Annotated in this window: 16 protein-coding genes; 7 read left to right on the top strand and 9 right to left on the bottom strand. The window is 68.0% G+C overall.

The window, feature by feature from the left end:
- Positions 1 to 35 precede the first annotated feature (35 nt).
- Genes BST15_RS08755 through BST15_RS08740 form a run of 4 tightly spaced genes read left to right on the top strand, consistent with a single transcriptional unit; the run spans position 36 to position 3,852 of the window.
- Positions 36 to 893, top strand: a complete 858-nt coding sequence (locus tag BST15_RS08755) for a siderophore-interacting protein (RefSeq protein ID WP_046188536.1) — start codon at positions 36 to 38, stop codon at positions 891 to 893.
- Positions 894 to 897: 4 nt separating this feature from the next.
- Entirely contained in the window at positions 898 to 2,058 is a 1,161-nt protein-coding gene (locus tag BST15_RS08750) for an alpha-hydroxy-acid oxidizing protein (RefSeq protein ID WP_046188535.1), read from the top strand.
- A gap of 34 nt (positions 2,059 to 2,092) precedes the next feature.
- Positions 2,093 to 2,992, top strand: a complete 900-nt coding sequence (locus BST15_RS08745) for a tyrosine recombinase XerC (RefSeq protein WP_046188556.1) — start codon at positions 2,093 to 2,095, stop codon at positions 2,990 to 2,992.
- Positions 2,993 to 3,027: 35 nt separating this feature from the next.
- Positions 3,028 to 3,852, top strand: coding sequence for an alpha/beta fold hydrolase (locus BST15_RS08740; RefSeq protein WP_234708234.1), 825 nt, complete (start codon positions 3,028 to 3,030; stop codon positions 3,850 to 3,852).
- A 6-nt stretch (positions 3,853 to 3,858) separates the two neighbouring features.
- Here BST15_RS08740 and BST15_RS08735 read toward each other — a convergent pair whose 3' ends face one another.
- Positions 3,859 to 4,344 carry a M23 family metallopeptidase gene (locus tag BST15_RS08735; RefSeq protein ID WP_046188533.1) on the bottom strand — a complete coding sequence of 162 codons (486 nt, stop codon included), beginning with the start codon at positions 4,342 to 4,344 and terminating at the stop codon, positions 3,859 to 3,861.
- Positions 4,345 to 4,580: 236 nt separating this feature from the next.
- Between BST15_RS08735 and rpsB the strand changes: the two genes are divergently transcribed.
- The 3 genes from rpsB to BST15_RS08720 all read left to right on the top strand — a co-directional run bounded on the left by rpsB (position 4,581) and on the right by BST15_RS08720 (position 7,777).
- Complete coding sequence (gene rpsB, locus BST15_RS08730) at positions 4,581 to 5,408, top strand: 30S ribosomal protein S2 (protein ID WP_046188532.1); 828 nt, start codon at positions 4,581 to 4,583, stop codon at positions 5,406 to 5,408.
- A 15-nt stretch (positions 5,409 to 5,423) separates the two neighbouring features.
- Positions 5,424 to 6,239 (top strand): translation elongation factor Ts, encoded by an 816-nt coding sequence (gene tsf / locus BST15_RS08725; protein WP_046188531.1) that lies wholly within the window; start codon positions 5,424 to 5,426, stop codon positions 6,237 to 6,239.
- 113 nt (positions 6,240 to 6,352) lie between these two features.
- The gene (locus BST15_RS08720) at positions 6,353 to 7,777 is read left to right on the top strand and encodes an amidase (RefSeq protein ID WP_046188555.1); all 1,425 of its coding nucleotides are present in this window, start codon (positions 6,353 to 6,355) and stop codon (positions 7,775 to 7,777) included.
- A 25-nt stretch (positions 7,778 to 7,802) separates the two neighbouring features.
- On the opposite strand, the gene BST15_RS08715 is transcribed toward BST15_RS08720, so the two are convergent.
- The 8 genes from BST15_RS08715 to BST15_RS08680 are packed head-to-tail and all read right to left on the bottom strand — an operon-like array spanning position 7,803 to position 15,575.
- Positions 7,803 to 8,222, bottom strand: coding sequence for a MarR family winged helix-turn-helix transcriptional regulator (locus tag BST15_RS08715; RefSeq protein ID WP_046188530.1), 420 nt, complete (start codon positions 8,220 to 8,222; stop codon positions 7,803 to 7,805).
- 39 nt (positions 8,223 to 8,261) lie between these two features.
- Entirely contained in the window at positions 8,262 to 9,740 is a 1,479-nt protein-coding gene (locus BST15_RS08710) for a hydrogenase large subunit (protein ID WP_046188529.1), read from the bottom strand.
- Positions 9,740 to 11,206 carry a proton-conducting transporter transmembrane domain-containing protein gene (locus tag BST15_RS08705; RefSeq protein WP_046188528.1) on the bottom strand — a complete coding sequence of 489 codons (1,467 nt, stop codon included), beginning with the start codon at positions 11,204 to 11,206 and terminating at the stop codon, positions 9,740 to 9,742. The genes BST15_RS08710 and BST15_RS08705 overlap by 1 nt, the downstream gene beginning before the upstream one ends.
- Positions 11,206 to 11,862, bottom strand: coding sequence for a hypothetical protein (locus BST15_RS08700; RefSeq protein ID WP_046188527.1), 657 nt, complete (start codon positions 11,860 to 11,862; stop codon positions 11,206 to 11,208). The genes BST15_RS08705 and BST15_RS08700 overlap by 1 nt, the downstream gene beginning before the upstream one ends.
- Positions 11,859 to 12,821: a respiratory chain complex I subunit 1 family protein gene (locus BST15_RS08695; protein WP_046188526.1), complete on the bottom strand. Its 963-nt coding sequence runs from the start codon at positions 12,819 to 12,821 to the stop codon at positions 11,859 to 11,861. Before BST15_RS08695 ends, BST15_RS08700 begins: the two co-directional genes overlap by 4 nt.
- The gene (locus BST15_RS08690; RefSeq protein ID WP_083070898.1) at positions 12,818 to 14,773 is read right to left on the bottom strand and encodes a proton-conducting transporter transmembrane domain-containing protein; all 1,956 of its coding nucleotides are present in this window, start codon (positions 14,771 to 14,773) and stop codon (positions 12,818 to 12,820) included. The genes BST15_RS08695 and BST15_RS08690 overlap by 4 nt, the downstream gene beginning before the upstream one ends.
- Complete coding sequence (locus tag BST15_RS08685; protein ID WP_046188525.1) at positions 14,770 to 15,249, bottom strand: NADH-quinone oxidoreductase subunit B family protein; 480 nt, start codon at positions 15,247 to 15,249, stop codon at positions 14,770 to 14,772. The genes BST15_RS08690 and BST15_RS08685 overlap by 4 nt, the downstream gene beginning before the upstream one ends.
- Positions 15,246 to 15,575 (bottom strand): ArsR/SmtB family transcription factor, encoded by a 330-nt coding sequence (locus tag BST15_RS08680; RefSeq protein WP_046188524.1) that lies wholly within the window; start codon positions 15,573 to 15,575, stop codon positions 15,246 to 15,248. Before BST15_RS08680 ends, BST15_RS08685 begins: the two co-directional genes overlap by 4 nt.
- Between the last annotated feature and the right edge of the window lie 74 nt (positions 15,576 to 15,649).

The following is a 15,649-nucleotide window of genomic DNA, read 5'->3' as shown; positions in this document are numbered from 1 at the left end:
TAGTCGGCGGGGGCAGTGCGACGACGGGAGAGAGCGTGGCGGGAAGACCGGTTCACACCTTCGAGGTTGTCCGCACCGAGCACCTTTCCGAACATCTCATTCGAGTGGTGCTGGGTGGCAGCGGTTTCGACACGTTCCAACCCAGCGATTTCGCGGATTCGTACGTCAAGGTGGTCTTTGTGCGCTACGACGTGGATGTCGCAGCACTACCCAAACCGCTGACGCTGGACAGCTTCGCGGGCCTGCTGGACGAGCAGCGACCCGTGGTCCGCACCCTGACCGTGCGGCGCGCTGATCCACTCACCCGGGAGCTCACCATCGATGTCTCCGTGCATGGTGACCACGGGGTTGTGGGGCCGTGGGCACGCACCGCTGAGCCCGGCGACCCCGCCTATGTGATGGGCCCAGCCGGTGCCTACGCTCCCGACCCCGCCGCCGATTGGCATCTTCTTGCCGGCGACGAAAGTGCGTTGCCCGCGATCGCGGCCGCCCTGGAGGCGTTGCCGTCCGGCGCCGTCGGGAAAGCCTTCATCGAAGTCGCCGGGCCCGAGGACGAGGTAACGCTGGCCGCCCCGGAGGGTGTAGAGGTGACCTGGCTGCATCGTGGCGGGCGTGCGGACTTGGTGGGCCAGGAGCGGGCCGGGGATAACGCTCCGCTGGTCACAGCGGTCACCACCGCCGCCTGGCCGCCGGGACAGGTTCAGGTGTTCATCCACGGCGAGGCGCAGGCCGTCATGCACAATCTGCGGCCCTACGTCCGCACGGTGCGCGGCGTCGACGCCAAGTGGGCATCGATCTCGGGATACTGGCGGCGCGGGCGCACCGAAGAGACCTTCCGGCAGTGGAAGAAAGAACTCGCGGCCAAAGAAGCGAACGAGGCGGAGGCGGGCTGAAGTCATGGCATTCGGGGATTATCAGTTCGAGATCTATCTGCAGGGTCTGGCAGGGGTGCTGCCGACCTTCCCGATGACCTACACCGAGCTGGAGGCCAAAGCCGCTGCGGCGCTGTCGCCCTCGGTGTGGTCCTATGTGGCCGGTGGTGCCGGCGACGAGCGCACCCAGCGGATCAACGTCACCGCGTTCGACGGGTGGGGTCTGATCCCAAGGATGTTCGTCGGCGCGGCCGAGCGTGACCTGTCGATCGACCTGTTCGGTATGCGGCTGCCCTCACCGATCTTCATGGCCCCGATCGGTGTCATCGGGATCTGCGCCCAGGATGGACACGGCGACCTGGCCAGCGCCCGCGCCGCCGCGGCCACCGGGGTGCCCATGATGGTGTCCACTCTCACGGCGGACCCGCTCGAAGACGTGGCCGCCGAATTCGGCGGCACCCCCGGCCTTTTTCAGCTGTACACGCCCAAGGACCGTGAGCTGGCCGCCAGCCTGGTGCAGCGCGCCGAATCGGCGGGCTACAAGGCCATCGTCGTCACCCTGGACACCTGGGTTCCGGGCTGGCGCCCGCGCGATCTGTCTACGTCGAACTTCCCGCAACTGCGCGGGCACTGCCTGTCCAACTATTTTTCGGACCCGGTGTTTCGGGCCAGCCTGGCACAGGCACCCGAGGAGAACCCGCAAGCGGCCATCTTGTCCTGGATACAGACTTTCGGGAACCCGCTGACCTGGGATGACCTTCCGTGGCTGCGGTCACTGACGGATCTGCCGTTGATCGTCAAGGGGATCTGCCACCCCGACGACGTCCGGCGCGCCCGAGACGGGGGTGTCGATGGCATCTACTGCTCCACCCACGGCGGGCGCCAGGCCAACGGTGGACTGCCGGCCCTGGACTGCCTGCCCGATGTGGTGGCCGCCGCCGACGGGATGCCGGTGCTCTTCGATTCGGGCATCCGCACCGGCGCCGACATCATCAAGGCGCTCGCGCTGGGCGCGACGGCGGTGGGTATCGGGCGACCCTATGCGTATGGACTGGCCCTGGGCGGAACGGCGGGGATCGTGCACGTGCTGCGCTCATTGTTGGCGGAGGCGGACCTGATCATGGCGGTCGACGGCTATCCATCACGGCTTGATCTCACCCCCGAAGCGCTGCGGCGCGTCAGCTGAGCTCCGCCGGGTGCGGTCTGAGACTGTGTTCGATGTGGAGGCGATTCTCGACGATTTCGACGAGCACCTGGCTTTGGAACGGGGCCGATCCGACCACACCCGGCGCGCCTACCTCGGCGACCTGCGGTCGCTGTTCGGATTCCTTGCCAAGCAGGGACATACCGGCCTCGACGGCCTGACGCTGCCGGTGCTGCGCAGCTGGCTGGCGGAGCAGGCCCGCTCAGGTGCAGCGCGCAGCACCCTGGCGCGCCGCACATCGACGATCAAGACCTTTACGGCCTGGGCCGCTCGGCGCGGACTACTGGACTCCGATCCCGGTGCCCGTCTGCAACTGCCCAAGGCTCGCCGGACGTTGCCGGCGGTGCTGCGTCGAGACCAGGCGCACCAAGCGATGACCGCTGCCAAATCCGGTGCCCAGCAGGACGATCCCCTCGCGTTGCGAGACAGGCTGATTGCCGAACTGCTCTACGCCACCGCCGTTCGTGTCAGTGAACTGTGCGGCCTTGACCTCGACGACGTGGACAGCTCAAGGCGGGTGCTCCGCGTGGTGGGCAAGGGCAACAAACAACGGACCGTTCCATTTGGAGAGCCGGCCGCCGAGGCGCTGCAGGCCTGGCTCGCCCGCGGACGCCCCCGGGTGATGACGGCGGAGTCGGGCCCGGCGCTGCTGCTCGGCGCTCGCGGTGGCCGCCTCGACCCACGTCAGGCCCGCACCGTGGTGCACCAGACCGTCGCCGCGGTCGGGGGAGCGCCGGACATGGGACCGCACGGGCTGCGCCACACAGCGGCGACCCACCTGTTGGAGGGCGGGGCCGACCTGCGGATCGTTCAGGAGCTGCTCGGGCACTCCAGCCTGGCCACCACTCAGCTCTACACCCATGTGACGGTCGCCCGGTTGCGCGCCGTCCACGACCAGGCACACCCCCGGGCGTGATGATGCGATCAACGCTGAATTTGCCCTGCGGCCGGGTGTCTTACCTCGACTTTCACCCGGCTGACGCGACCCGCACGGTGGTGCTGCTGCATGGTGGCGGTACCGACAGCGCCGAGCTGTCCTGGGGGGACGTGGGCCCACGGCTGGCCACATGCGGCTTCCGTGTGATCGCTCCTGACCATCCCGGCTGCGGCGAAAGCCCCTTGCCGTCGTGGCGGGTGACCCAGCAACGGCTGGTGGCCTACGTCGGGGAGCTCGTCGACGCGCTCGGTCTGGACCACTACGTGATCGGCGGCCTGTCGCTGGGTGGGGGACTGTCGATCGGCCATACGTTGGAGCGACCGGAACGGGTCGCTGCGGCGTTGCTGTTGGACAGCTACGGGCTGATGCCGCGGCTGGCCGGCGGCCGGCACACGCTGGCCTGGGCGATGCAACGCACCGGGCTGCTGGACAGCGCCACCCGCTGGATGGCGACCAACCCCACGATGTTGGCCTGGAGCCTCACATCGCTGATTCGTGACCCGGCGAGACGCACCCCCGAACTGATCTCGGAAGTGCTTGCCGCAGCGCACAATCCCGGCTTCACCGCCTTCGAGCAATGGCAGCGCGACGAGTTGTTGTGGAACAGGCTGAAGACCGATTACACGCCGCGGCTGGCTGACTTCCCGCGGCCGGCGCTGATCATCCATGGTGATCGGGACGTCGGCGTACCCCTTTCACGCGCCCGCGCCGCTGCTGCACGAATGCCGAATGCTGAACTGAAAGTCGTTGCTGGCGCTGGTCATTGGGTTCAACGTGACCAGCCTGACGCGGTGATCGCCGCGGTCGTGGATTTTCTGCGCCGCCTACCGGCGCCCTAGCGGCTTTCAGGGCGTCAGTGGCTTGAGGCGGATCGGCGTCGACGCGAGCAGTCCCAGCGGATCGACATAGTCGGCGCGCGACGCAGGCCCCCACATCGCGCCCCAGTGCAGGCAGGTAGCGCAGCCCGGATGGCCCGGCTCCAAGGTTCCGATCACCGCTCCGCCGGCCACCAACTGTCCGATTCGCACTGCTGCGGACACCGGCTGGTAACTGGTGCGCAGTCCGCCGGGATGAGCCAGCGACACCACCGGTTGCCCGCCGGCGCGCCCGGCGAACACCACCGTTGCCGCCCCCGCGGCATACACCGGCTGGCCCGGTTCACCAGCCAGGTCCACGCCCCGGTGGCCCCGCAGCCAATCGGGACGCGGGGCGTCGAACCGCCGCACCACCGCAGGGTGCGGCCGCAGCGGCCAATCCAGCCGAGCCGAGTCGCCGCGCGCAGGTGCGGCCAAGAGGAGCCCTCCGACCAGCAATAACGTGATGCCACGCATGTGTTCAGTGCACATCGAAGTCCACGAATCCGGCCAGTCACTGCTGTGGACAAACCACCCGCTCGAAGCGTGTAAACTCATTTCCGCAGTTCGCTTACGCGGACTGACTTCGCGTGTCTGCACCACAACCGGATGCCGGATGGTCCCCGACAGGGGTCCGGCATCTCAGCAGCCACCAGGGCCCGGCCTCACCCGACGCCGGGCGACAACCGACACTAAGAAAGCTGGGTATAGCCATGGCCGTCGTGACCATGAAGCAGCTGCTCGACAGCGGCGCCCACTTCGGGCATCAGACCCGTCGTTGGAATCCCAAGATGAAGCGGTTCATCTTCACCGACCGCAACGGCATCTACATCATCGACTTGCAGCAGACGCTGACGTTCATCGACAAGGCGTACGAATTCGTCAAGGAAACCGTCGCGCACGGCGGGTCCATCATGTTCGTCGGTACCAAGAAGCAGGCGCAAGAGTCGGTCGCGGCCGAGGCAACCCGGGTGGGGATGCCGTACGTGAACCAGCGCTGGCTCGGCGGCATGCTCACCAACTTCTCCACCGTGCACAAGCGCCTTCAGCGGATGAAGGAGCTGGAGGCCATGGAGCAGACCGGTGGCTTCGAGGGACGCACCAAGAAAGAAATCTTGATGCTGACCCGCGAGAAGAACAAGCTCGAGCGCAGCCTCGGCGGTATCCGCGACATGGCCAAGGTGCCGTCGGCCATCTGGGTCGTCGACACCAACAAGGAGCACCTGGCGGTCGCAGAGGCTCGCAAGCTGAACATCCCGATCATCGCGATCCTGGACACCAACTGCGACCCCGACCTGGTCGACTACCCCATCCCGGGCAACGACGACGCGATCCGCTCGGCGGCGCTGTTGACCAAGGTTATCGCCGCCGCAGTGGCCGACGGCCTTCAGGCTCGCGCGGGTCAGGGCAATGGCGAGGGCAAGGCGCAGGCCGAAGCGGTTGAGCCGCTGGCCGAGTGGGAGCAGGAGCTGCTGGCGGGAGCCACCGCCACTGCACCCGACGCCGCCACCGGCGCCGAAACCACCACCGACGCATCGTAGGAAAGGCACACAACAGTGGCGAACTACACCGCTGCCGACGTCAAGCGGCTTCGGGAACTCACCGGCTCCGGCATGATGGACTGCAAGAACGCGCTGGCTGAGAGTGACGGCGACTTCGACAAGGCCGTCGAGGTGCTGCGCATCAAGGGCGCCAAGGACGTCGGCAAGCGCGCCGAGCGTGCCACCGCCGAAGGCCTGGTCGTCGCCAAGGACGGCGCGCTGGTCGAGCTGAACTCCGAGACCGACTTCGTCGCCAAGAACGACGAATTCAAGGCCCTGGCCGACGAGGTCGTCGCGGCCGCCGCGGAGGCAAAGACCTCCGATGTCGAGGTGCTCAAGGCCGCCAAGTCCGGCGACCGCACCGTCGGCGAGGCGATCGAGGCGCTGTCGGCCAAGATCGGCGAGAAGCTGGAACTGCGCCGCGTCGCCTACTTCGACGGCACCGTGGAGACCTACCTGCACAAGCGGGCCTCCGACCTGCCGCCGGCGGTGGGCGTGCTGGTGGAGTACACCGGCTCGGACCGCGATGCTGCGCACGCGGTGGCGCTGCAGATCGCTGCGCTCAAGGCCAAGTACCTGACCCGGGATGACGTTCCCGCGGACCTGGTGGCCAACGAGCGTCGCATCGCCGAGGAGACGGCCAAGGAGGAGGGCAAGCCCGAGGCCGCCCTGCCCAAGATCGTCGAGGGTCGGGTCACCGGCTTCTTCAAGGATGTCGTGCTGCTCGACCAGTCGTCGGTGTCTGACTCCAAGAAGACTGTCAAGGCGCTGCTGGACGAGGCCGGTGTGACCGTGACCCGCTTTGTGCGGTTCGAGGTCGGCCAGGCCTGATTCTCCGTCGTACGAACGTCACCGTCGGCGCCCCGTAATGGGGCGCAGGCGGTGATTTTCGTTTGGGCCGAGTCGGTAGGGAACCGCATGTGCCGTCGGCTAGTGTGACCGGAATGCAACATGTGCACGCATTCGGTAATGACGCACTCGGTGATTCGGACACCGTGGGTCTGGTTGAACGACTCCGATCCGGTGAGGTTTCGGCATCCGAGCTTGTCGACGCTGCGATCGCGCGCACCGAGGCGGTCAACCCTCAGCTGAACGGCGTGGCCTACCGGGCCTTCGATCGCGCCCGCGAGGCGGCCCAGCAGAGCGGGCGGCCGGGGTCTTCCGGCTTCTTCCAGGGGATCCCGACGTTCGTCAAGGACAACGTCGACGTAGCTGGGATGCCGACCATGCAGGGCACCGATGCCTGGCTGCCACACGCGGCTGCCGCCGACGGCGATTTCGCCCGCCTGTATCTCAGTACGGGGCTGATCGCGCTGGGCAAGACGCAGTTGAGCGAATTCGGATTCAGTGCCGCCGCGGAGCACCCGCGGATCGGTGCGGTGCGCAATCCCTGGAACACCGACTACACGGCGGGGGCATCGTCGTCGGGATCGGCGGCTTTCGTCGCCGCCGGGGCGGTCCCGATCGCGCACGCCAACGACGGCGGCGGGTCCATCCGCATCCCCGCGGCCTGCAACGGGCTGGTCGGTCTGAAGCCGTCGCGGGGCCGGCTTCCGCTGGACAAGGACCTTCGAGCCATGCCGGTGCGGATCGTCTTCAACGGGGTGGTCACCCGCTCCGTACGTGACACCGCAGCTTTTTATGCAGAGGTGGAACGGATTTCGCGGAACAAGAAGCTGCCGCCGATCGGTGATGTTCGCGCGCCCGGTACCCAGCGCCTGCGGGTGGCAGTGGTCACCCAGTCGATCGCGCGGGAGACCTCGGCGGAGATGCGCGAACTGACCTGGAAGACCGCGGCGCTGCTGGAGGAACTGGGCCATCGGGTCGAATACCTCGACGCACCGCCGGTACCGGAGCACTTCGCCGACGACTTCCTGCTGTACTGGGCGTTTCTGGCGACCGCCTTGGTCAGGGGCGGGCGGCGGATGTTCGGTCCCACCTTCGACCGCAGCCGGTTGGACAATCTCACCCTGGGGCTGGATCGCCACGCCACCCGCAACCTGCACCGGCTGCCGTTGGCGATCGCCCGCCTGGCGGCCGCTCGCCGCCGGCACACTTCGCGGTTGTACGGCGATTACGACGTCGTCCTCACGCCCACGCTGGCGCAGGAGACTCCTCGGGTGGGCTACCTGGACCCCACCGCCGACTACGAGCAGATCATCGACCGGCTGATGGGCTGGGTGACGTTCACTCCGCTGCAGAACGCGACCGGCGAACCGGCGATCTCGTTGCCCTTGGCCGAGTCTGCGGCCGGGTTGCCGGTCGGCATGATGTTCAGTGCGCCGCTGGGGCGCGACGCCCGGTTGCTGGAACTGGCCTACGAGCTTGAGGCCGCCAAGCCCTGGCCGACGATCCCCGGGCGGGCCTAACGGTTCGGTGCGCTTGCCCGAGCGGTCATTCCGCGCCGATTCGTTCCAACATCTGCCGTAACCGGTGCTGCTCGGCGGCGCTCAGCGCAGCCAACACGCGCCCGTCGGCAATGCGCACTGCCTCCTCTGCTTGGCTCAGCAGGTCTCGGCCTGGCGCGGTCAATGTCGCTGGCAATGCGCGCCCTGAGGGCACCGTATCCGGGCGGCTCACCGCACCGCGGCTCTCCAACCGGTGCAATACCGTGTTCATGGCCTGCGGGGTGACGCCGGCATGGCGGGCCAACTCCGCGCTGGACAGCCCCGGTCGCAGCGAGAGGACCCTCATGCAGACGAATTCGGGCAAGGTCAGTCCCAGCGGTCCCAGTACCGCGGTCACCTGGGGGCGCAGTGCCGAGCTGACCCGATACAGCAAATAACCCAGCGGAGCGCCGTCCACATCACCCATGTCAAACATCCTGACATACAAGGTGTCTGCGGCAAGCAGCTATAGGTCGTTTCCCGCATAGGACAGGTTGAAGCTCTTATTCGTCAGGGGAAAGTCCGGCACGATGGTTTCTGCCATCGCGACCGGCAGGGCCGGCCAGTTGAACCACGACGGATCGACGATCTTGGCGCGGCTGATCATGCCGCCGCCCGCTATCTCGACGCGGTGCACAATGGCGCCCCGCCAGCCCTCCACGATGCCCACCCCACGACATGGCGAGGCCGGCGCGGGAAGCTGAGTGCGGACCTCCAGCGGTCCGTGGTGGCCGTCGATGATGTTGCGACACAGGGCTACCGAGGCCGCGAACTCATCGCGGCGAACGGTGTAGCGCGCGAGCACGTCACCAGCGGTCGCGGTCACCTCGGTGATCGGGAGGTCCACGGTGGGGTGATCGAGCCGGGCATCGGTGACGATTCCGCTGGCCCGAGCGACATAGCCCAGGGTGCCCATCGCGACGGCGTCGTCGCGGTGGAGAACGGAGGTGCCGGCGAACCGGTCGTAGATCACCGAGTTTCCCAATGTCAGTTCGGCGATCTCCGCGACGTCATCAGCGAGCTCCTGCAATCGATCGGCGTCGGGGAGTGCTTGCAGCGCAACGCCGCCGGGGCTGATCGCCCCTCGCAGCAGCCGATGGCCGGTCACCTGCGCATTGATGCGCAACACAAGTTCGCGGACCCGCTGGGCGTGTGCGTTGGCCAGTCCGAAGCCCACATCGTTGGCCAGCGCGCCCAGGTCGGCGGCGTGGTTGTACAGGCGCTCCAGCTCGATCAGTAACGCGCGCAGCCGATGAACTGGTTCTTCCAGCTCGACCCCCAGGGCTTCTTCGACGGCCAGGCTGTGGGCGAGCGCGTGCCCGGCGGAGGTGTCGCCGCTGATTCGTTCGGCGAGATCGACTGCTGCTGCAGCATCGCGGCCCTGAAACAGTCGTTCGACGCCGCGGTGCACGAACCATAGCCGCGCCTTGAGTCGCAGGATCGATTCGCCGACCACCGAGAACCGGAAGTGACCGGGCTCGATCAGGCCGGCGTGCACCGGTCCGACGGGAATCTCGTACACCCCGGTGCCGTCCACGGAAAGGAACGGAAAATGTTCGGTCGCAATGAATTCGCCGGGGGCGCCGGCATCGTTGCGCATCGGGTGCCAGTCCTGAGGCCAATGTGCGTGCCGCACCAGGCGGCGTGGCTGCGGGTGGCCGACCGGGGTGATCCCGTAGAGGTCGAGTATTTCGCGCTCGAATCTGCCCGCCTGGAAAGACAATCCGGCCAAGGACGGGATCGTCGGGTTGTCCGCCGGAACCGTCAGCGTCAGCTCGGTGCGGCGGTCTGGATGGCCCGCCACGAACAGGTACACCACTCGCAGACTGTCGCCGTCGTCGTGGGCGGCGACCAGAGCCAACCGGAACCCCTCGGTGAGCAGGCCCGTGACCGTCCCGATGAGTTCGGCCTCGGTGATCTGCTGGGCATGGGTGATCGGGCTCATCAGCGGACTCCGAGTTGGCTTGCTGCGGCGGAGAACAGATTCGACAGCGGACCAGCGGTGATGCCCAGGGCCAGCGACAGCGCAACGCCGGCGATCAGGGCGCCCGCAACCGTCATCGGCACGCCGATAGCGGGGCTGTCGGGACTCGGGGTGCCCAGCAGTATCCGACCGGAGTTGCGCAGCAGTGCGGCGAACGCCACCACCAGCGCCACCAGCGCGACGCCGAGCGCCCACGACAGCCGCGCGTCAGCCAGCGAGATCGCTATGACCACCTCGCTGGCGAACATCGCGAACGGCGGCAGGCCAAGCAGAACCACCATGCCGGCCGCAAACGCGCCGCCGATCAGCCGTGACCTGCCCAGGACCGCGGTTATCTCGCGGATGGTCGTCGTGCCGTGGGCGGCCTGCAGCTGGCCGCCGGCCAGGAACAGCACCGTCTTGCCGACACCGTGAGCCGTGACGTGCAGCAGGAGTGCCGCGATCGCCAGCTGGGTTCCGGCCGCCGCAGCGACGGCGATCAGGCCCATGGTTTCCATCGAGGAGTAGGCCAGCATGCGCTTGAGATCACCGGTGACGGTGAGCAACAGCGCCGCGATCACCAGCGTGGTCAACCCGGCGGCCAACAGTGCCGCCCTGAGGAACTCCGGACCCACCGCCACGTCGATGATCGGCTTGATCCGGATGAGCACCGAGAACGCGACGGACAGCAATACCCCGCTCATCAGCGCCGAGACCGGCGCCGGGGCCTGACTGTGGGCGTCCGCGAGCCAGGTGTGGAAGGGCGCCAGCCCCATCTTGGCGCCATAGCCGATCAGCAGCAGCGCGCCGGCCAACCTGGTCACCGCGGGGTCGAGTCCACCGGCATGGGCAGCCAGCACATCGAGATCCAATGCGTCCTCGCTGCCGGCACCGGCGTGCAATGCGGCAAAGTGCAACAACACCGTCCCCAGGAAGGCGATGGTGATGCCCACCGAGCACACCATGACGTATTTCCAGGTGGCCTCCAGGGCGGCCCGGCTGCGGCGGTGCCCGACCAGGAACGCGGTCACCACGGTGGTGGCTTCGACCGCAATCCACACGACGCCGATGTTGTTGGCCGAGACGGCAAGAGCCATGGCGGCCAGGAACGCTGGAGTCAGGATGGCGTACAGGCGGGCGCCGCGTTCGTCGGTGTGTCCTTGTGCCAGTTCGGCATCGATGTAGCCGATGCTCGCCCATGTTGCCAGGCTGCCGACCACACCGATCACGATCAGCATGGTGGCCGAGAGCGCGTCGGCACGCAGCAGACCGTTCAGTGCCAGCTGTGCGTGGTCGCCGAGCTGAAAGCCCAGAGCAACCCCGCACCCCAGGATGGTCAGCGCGGCCATCAACGTGACGGCAGCACTCAACCGTCGCCCGCCGAGAACCACCGAACACGCCGACGCCATAGCCGGCGCCAGCAGTGGAAGCAGAATCAGTGGTGTCATCAGTCGCGCAACTCCCGCAGCAGATCCAGGTCGACGCCGCCGAAAGCCTTGCGTAGCTGTCCGGTGAGGACCCCGAGCACGATCAACACGAACAGCACGTCCAGGGAGGCCCCAAGCTCGACGATCAGCGGTACACCGGCGGTCAGCAGGAACGCGGTCGCGGCGATCCCGTTGTCCAGCATCAACAACCCGACCACCTGCGAGATCGCGTGGCGGCGCGTCGCCATGATGAACAGTGCGATCAGCACGGTTGCAAGGGCGGCCGGTGCGGCATTGGTGGCGGTGCTGGGGGCCAGCGCGATCACGGGCTGGGCGATGGTGAATGCCGTGACCACCAGCGCGGTGACCATCAGCAGCGATGCGGTGGTGCTGACCAGGGGAGCGGATTCGCGGCGTTCTTGCCGCTCAGCCCCCAACGCTCGGTTCAACAGCCACGGCAGCAGCACGGCACGCACCGTCAGCACCCCGAGGCCGACCGCGAGCAGGGCCCGGTCATGGTCGTGCAGACCACGAATCACCGGGATAGCGGCCAGCGCAACGCCTTGGGCAACCAGCAGCCGGCGCACGACCACGGATAGATCGCGGTGCCAGACGGCCAGCACCGCGGCCAGCAAGACGCCGCCGGCAGCCAGATCCAGCAAGTTGACGTAGTTCACGCGCCCGCCCCCGTGAAGAAGTTCGCCGCGGTCACCGCGAGCAGGGCTAGGACGAAGGATCCCGCCAGCAGTTCGGGCACCCGGAACAGGCGCAGCTTGGCCAGGAACACCTCGGCCGTGGCCATCGCGGCGGCCAGGAGGGCCACCTTGAGGCCGATCGCGGTGGTGCCGATGACCACGTCCAACAGACCGGGATCTGTGCCGGCGATGCCCCACGGAGCGAACAGGTTCGCCAGCAGGGCCAGCAGCACGGTCAGCCGCATACCGCCGGCCCATTCCACCAGCGCCAGCTTCGGGCCGGCGTATTCGAGCACCATCGCCTCGTGCACCATCGTCAGCTCCAGGTGGGTGGACGGGTTGTCGACCGGTAGCCGGCCGGTCTCGGCGACGATCACAATGACCAGCGCGACGAACGCCAACGCGCTGGCGAGCGAGACAACCTGGCCGGGGTGCTGGCTGGTGGTGCTGACGATCGCGCCCAGATTGGCGGAGTTGGCTGGGATCGACAGTGCGAACACGGCGACCAGGATGGTCGGCTCCACCAGTGCTGCGATGGTGATCTCGCGGCTCGCACCCATCCCGCCGAAAGCCGTAGCGGTGTCGATACCGGCCAGGGTGAGGGCCACGGTGCCCAGAAACAGCAGGCCCACGACGGTGATCAGGTCGGCCACCGGGTCCAGCGGCGATCCGGTGGCCACCAGGGGAGCGGCGGCGACGATGACCAACGTGGTGGCCGCGAGAACGGCCGGGGCCGCGGCGAACACCCAGGTGGTGCCGCGGGGCTTGAGGTTCTGCTTGCCCAACAGCTTGCGGATGTCGCGCCAGGGCTGCCCGATGCCGGCACCCACACGGCCTTCGGCGCGGGCCCGCACCTGGCGCATCAGCCCGATGACCAGGGGGGCGCCGATGATCACGCCCACAACCTGTACGAATCCCGCCAGCAGGAGCACCGCGTTCATCGGGCCACCACCATCGCTATCAGCACGCCGACGGCGCCGTAGGCCAGGTAGAGGTGCACGCTGCCGGTGTGGGCGCGGCGCACCAGCTGCGCGGCACCGGCCACCGCCTGCACTATCGGGGCGTACCAGCGGTCCTCGACCACGTCCGCGACGCGCGCGCGGTAGTCGATCCGCTCCACGTAGTAGCTCGACGCGGCTTGGCGGGTGACCTCGACGGCGGTGTCGGTGCGCAAGACGTCGTCGAAGACCTGTTGGAGCGGTTGGGCGAACGACGTCGCGGTGTACTGCATCCGTGGGCTCAGGTCGTCCGCGCCGCAGGCCCACAGCGGCACCACCGCGGCGCTCGGGCGCTGCCGCGCCCGCCAGCGATAACCCATCAGCACCACCACGACGGCGGCGGCCAGGGCGGCGGCCAGCAAGCCGGGTGACATCGATGCGTCGAGGCCCGGAATGCGCAGATACACACCGAGTTCGGGTACGGGACCGGACACCGGCAGTGAATCGAGCACCCGGTGCAGCAGCGGGCCCATGGTGCCCGGCGCGACGGCCAGCACCATGCAGGCCAGCGCGGCCAGCCCCATGCCGGCAAGCATCGCGGCGGGGGCTTCGCGGGCTGTCGCGGCGGCGTCGCTGCGGGGGCGGGCGAGGAACCCGATTCCGAAAGCCTTGACCATGGCGGCAACCCCCAATCCGGCAGTCAACGCGACTCCGGCCACGGCCAGCGGCGTCACCAGGGTGACCGTGACGTCGTGGTCGGCGCGGGCGTGCATCAGCGACTGGATGAGCAGCCACTCGCTGACGAAACCGGCCCCCAGCGGTAGGCCCGCCGCTCCGAGCGCGGCGATGCCGAATAGTGCGGTGGTGCCCGGCATCCGGCGGGCCAGGCCGCCGAGCCGATCCAGGTCGCGCAGGCCGGTGGCGGCCAGCACCGAACCGGCAGCCAGGAAGCCGAGGCTCTTGAACGCGCTGTGGGCGAACAGGTGCAGCAACGCCGCCACCGCGGCGACCGCCGCGGCGTCGGGTGAGCCGGCGCCCGTCAACAGCATGGCAGCACCGAGGGCCAGGGTGATCAGGCCGATGTTCTCCGTCGTCGAATACGCAAGCAGCCGTTTGAGATCGGTTGCCACCGAGGCTTGCAGCACGCCGTACATCGCCGACGCGCCACCGGCGATCAGCAGAGTCAACGCCCACCACCGTGGGCCCGGACCGAGCAGTTGCACGTCCACGCGGATGATTCCGTAGACGCCGAGATTGACCATGGCGGCACTGAGCAACGCCGAGACGGGGCTCGGTGCCTCGGGATGTGCCCTGGGCAGCCACGCATGCAGCGGGAGCAGGCCGGCTTTGGATCCGAACCCGATCAGGGTCAAGACGAACACCGTGTTGCGTACCCCGTCGGACAGCCCGCCGAGGGTGGAAAGCTCATCGCCGGCGTGGGCTGCCAACACCACCAGTCCCAGCAGCAGTGTCACAAAGCCCAGTTGGGTCATCACCGCATAGATCAGCGCGGCGGCCCGAACTTCGCTGCGCTGCTGCTCGGTGAGCACCAGCACCAGTGACGTGAGCGCCATCAGTTCCCAGGTGAGCAGAAACGTGGTCACCGAGCCCGCTGCCGGGACCGCCAGCAGGGTGGCGACGAACAGTGGCAGTGCCAGTAGGGGAACCGCTCCGTATCGCTCGTGACGTGCATAGCCGATCCAGTACAGACCGGCCGCCACGGCCACCGTTCCGGTCAGCACCATGAAGAACCCGCCGAGCGGGTCGACGCGCAGCACCACGCCCAGCAAGGGAACGAGCCAGTCGATACGGATCGCAGGGAGTGTGCCGAACACGCCGGTCAGGCCCAGGCCGGCGCCGGCCGCGCCGATCCCGGCTGTGGCGGCACCGCTGAGGGTCGCTGCCACCCCCCGCCGGTGCGATGTCTCGGGCGCAGCGATCTCCAGGGCGCTCACCTGCCGGTCACCGAGCGCAACGCAGCGAGAATCGTCTCGGGCGTGGGCGGACAGCCGGGGATCTCGACGTCGACCGGGACGATCTCGCCGACTGCGCCGACCGCCCCGTATGCCTGCGTGAACACTCCGCGGTTGAGTGCGCAGTCTCCGCAGGCGATCACCGTGCGGGGCTGTGGGGTGGCCTCCAGGGTGTTGCGCAGCGGTTCGGCCATGTTGCGGGTGACCACACCGGTGACCAGGAGGGCGTCGGCGTGCCGCGGCGAGGCCACCAGCCGGGCGCCGAACCGCTCGGCGTCGTAGACCGGTCCGAACGCCCCGGAGATCTCGATCTCACAGCCATTGCAGGAACCGGCGTCGACGTGGCGGATCTGCAACGACCCCGCCACACCGGTCGGCTGATCGGTGGCGGCCGGTGGCAGGGTGCCGGCAGGTTCGGTGACACGGCCCAGCCCGAGGATCCTGGTGAGCCAGCTCATTGCCGCGCCCGCAGGTCATCGAGGATGGCCACCTGGTCGTTGAGCAGGCCGGTCAACGCCTTGCGCGCCACGGCTAGCAGTTCGGTGATCACCGGCGAGGCGATGGAGTAGACCACCGTGCTGCCGTCCTTGGTCGCCGTCACGACGCCCGCCCGGCGCAGGACGCCGAGTTGTTGGGACAGGTTCGATGCCTCCAGACCGATCTCGGGAAGCAGCTCACCGACGGTGTGGTCGCGCTCGGCGAGCAGTTCCAGGATCCGGATCCTGGCGGGGTGCCCGAGCGTCTTGAAGAACTCGGCTTTGACCTGATGCAGCGAGTTCGGCACCCGTCAGACCCTAGCAACGAAAGCATCAATTGAAAATATCTTCATATCTTGTGGAGTTGCTGTGGGTGCTTCCG

Source organism: Mycolicibacter arupensis, assembly GCF_002086515.1.
GTDB classification, from domain to species: domain Bacteria; phylum Actinomycetota; class Actinomycetes; order Mycobacteriales; family Mycobacteriaceae; genus Mycobacterium; species Mycobacterium arupense.
Note: the sequence above shows the minus strand (reverse complement) of the source record. Positions and strands in the feature narration are given on the sequence as shown.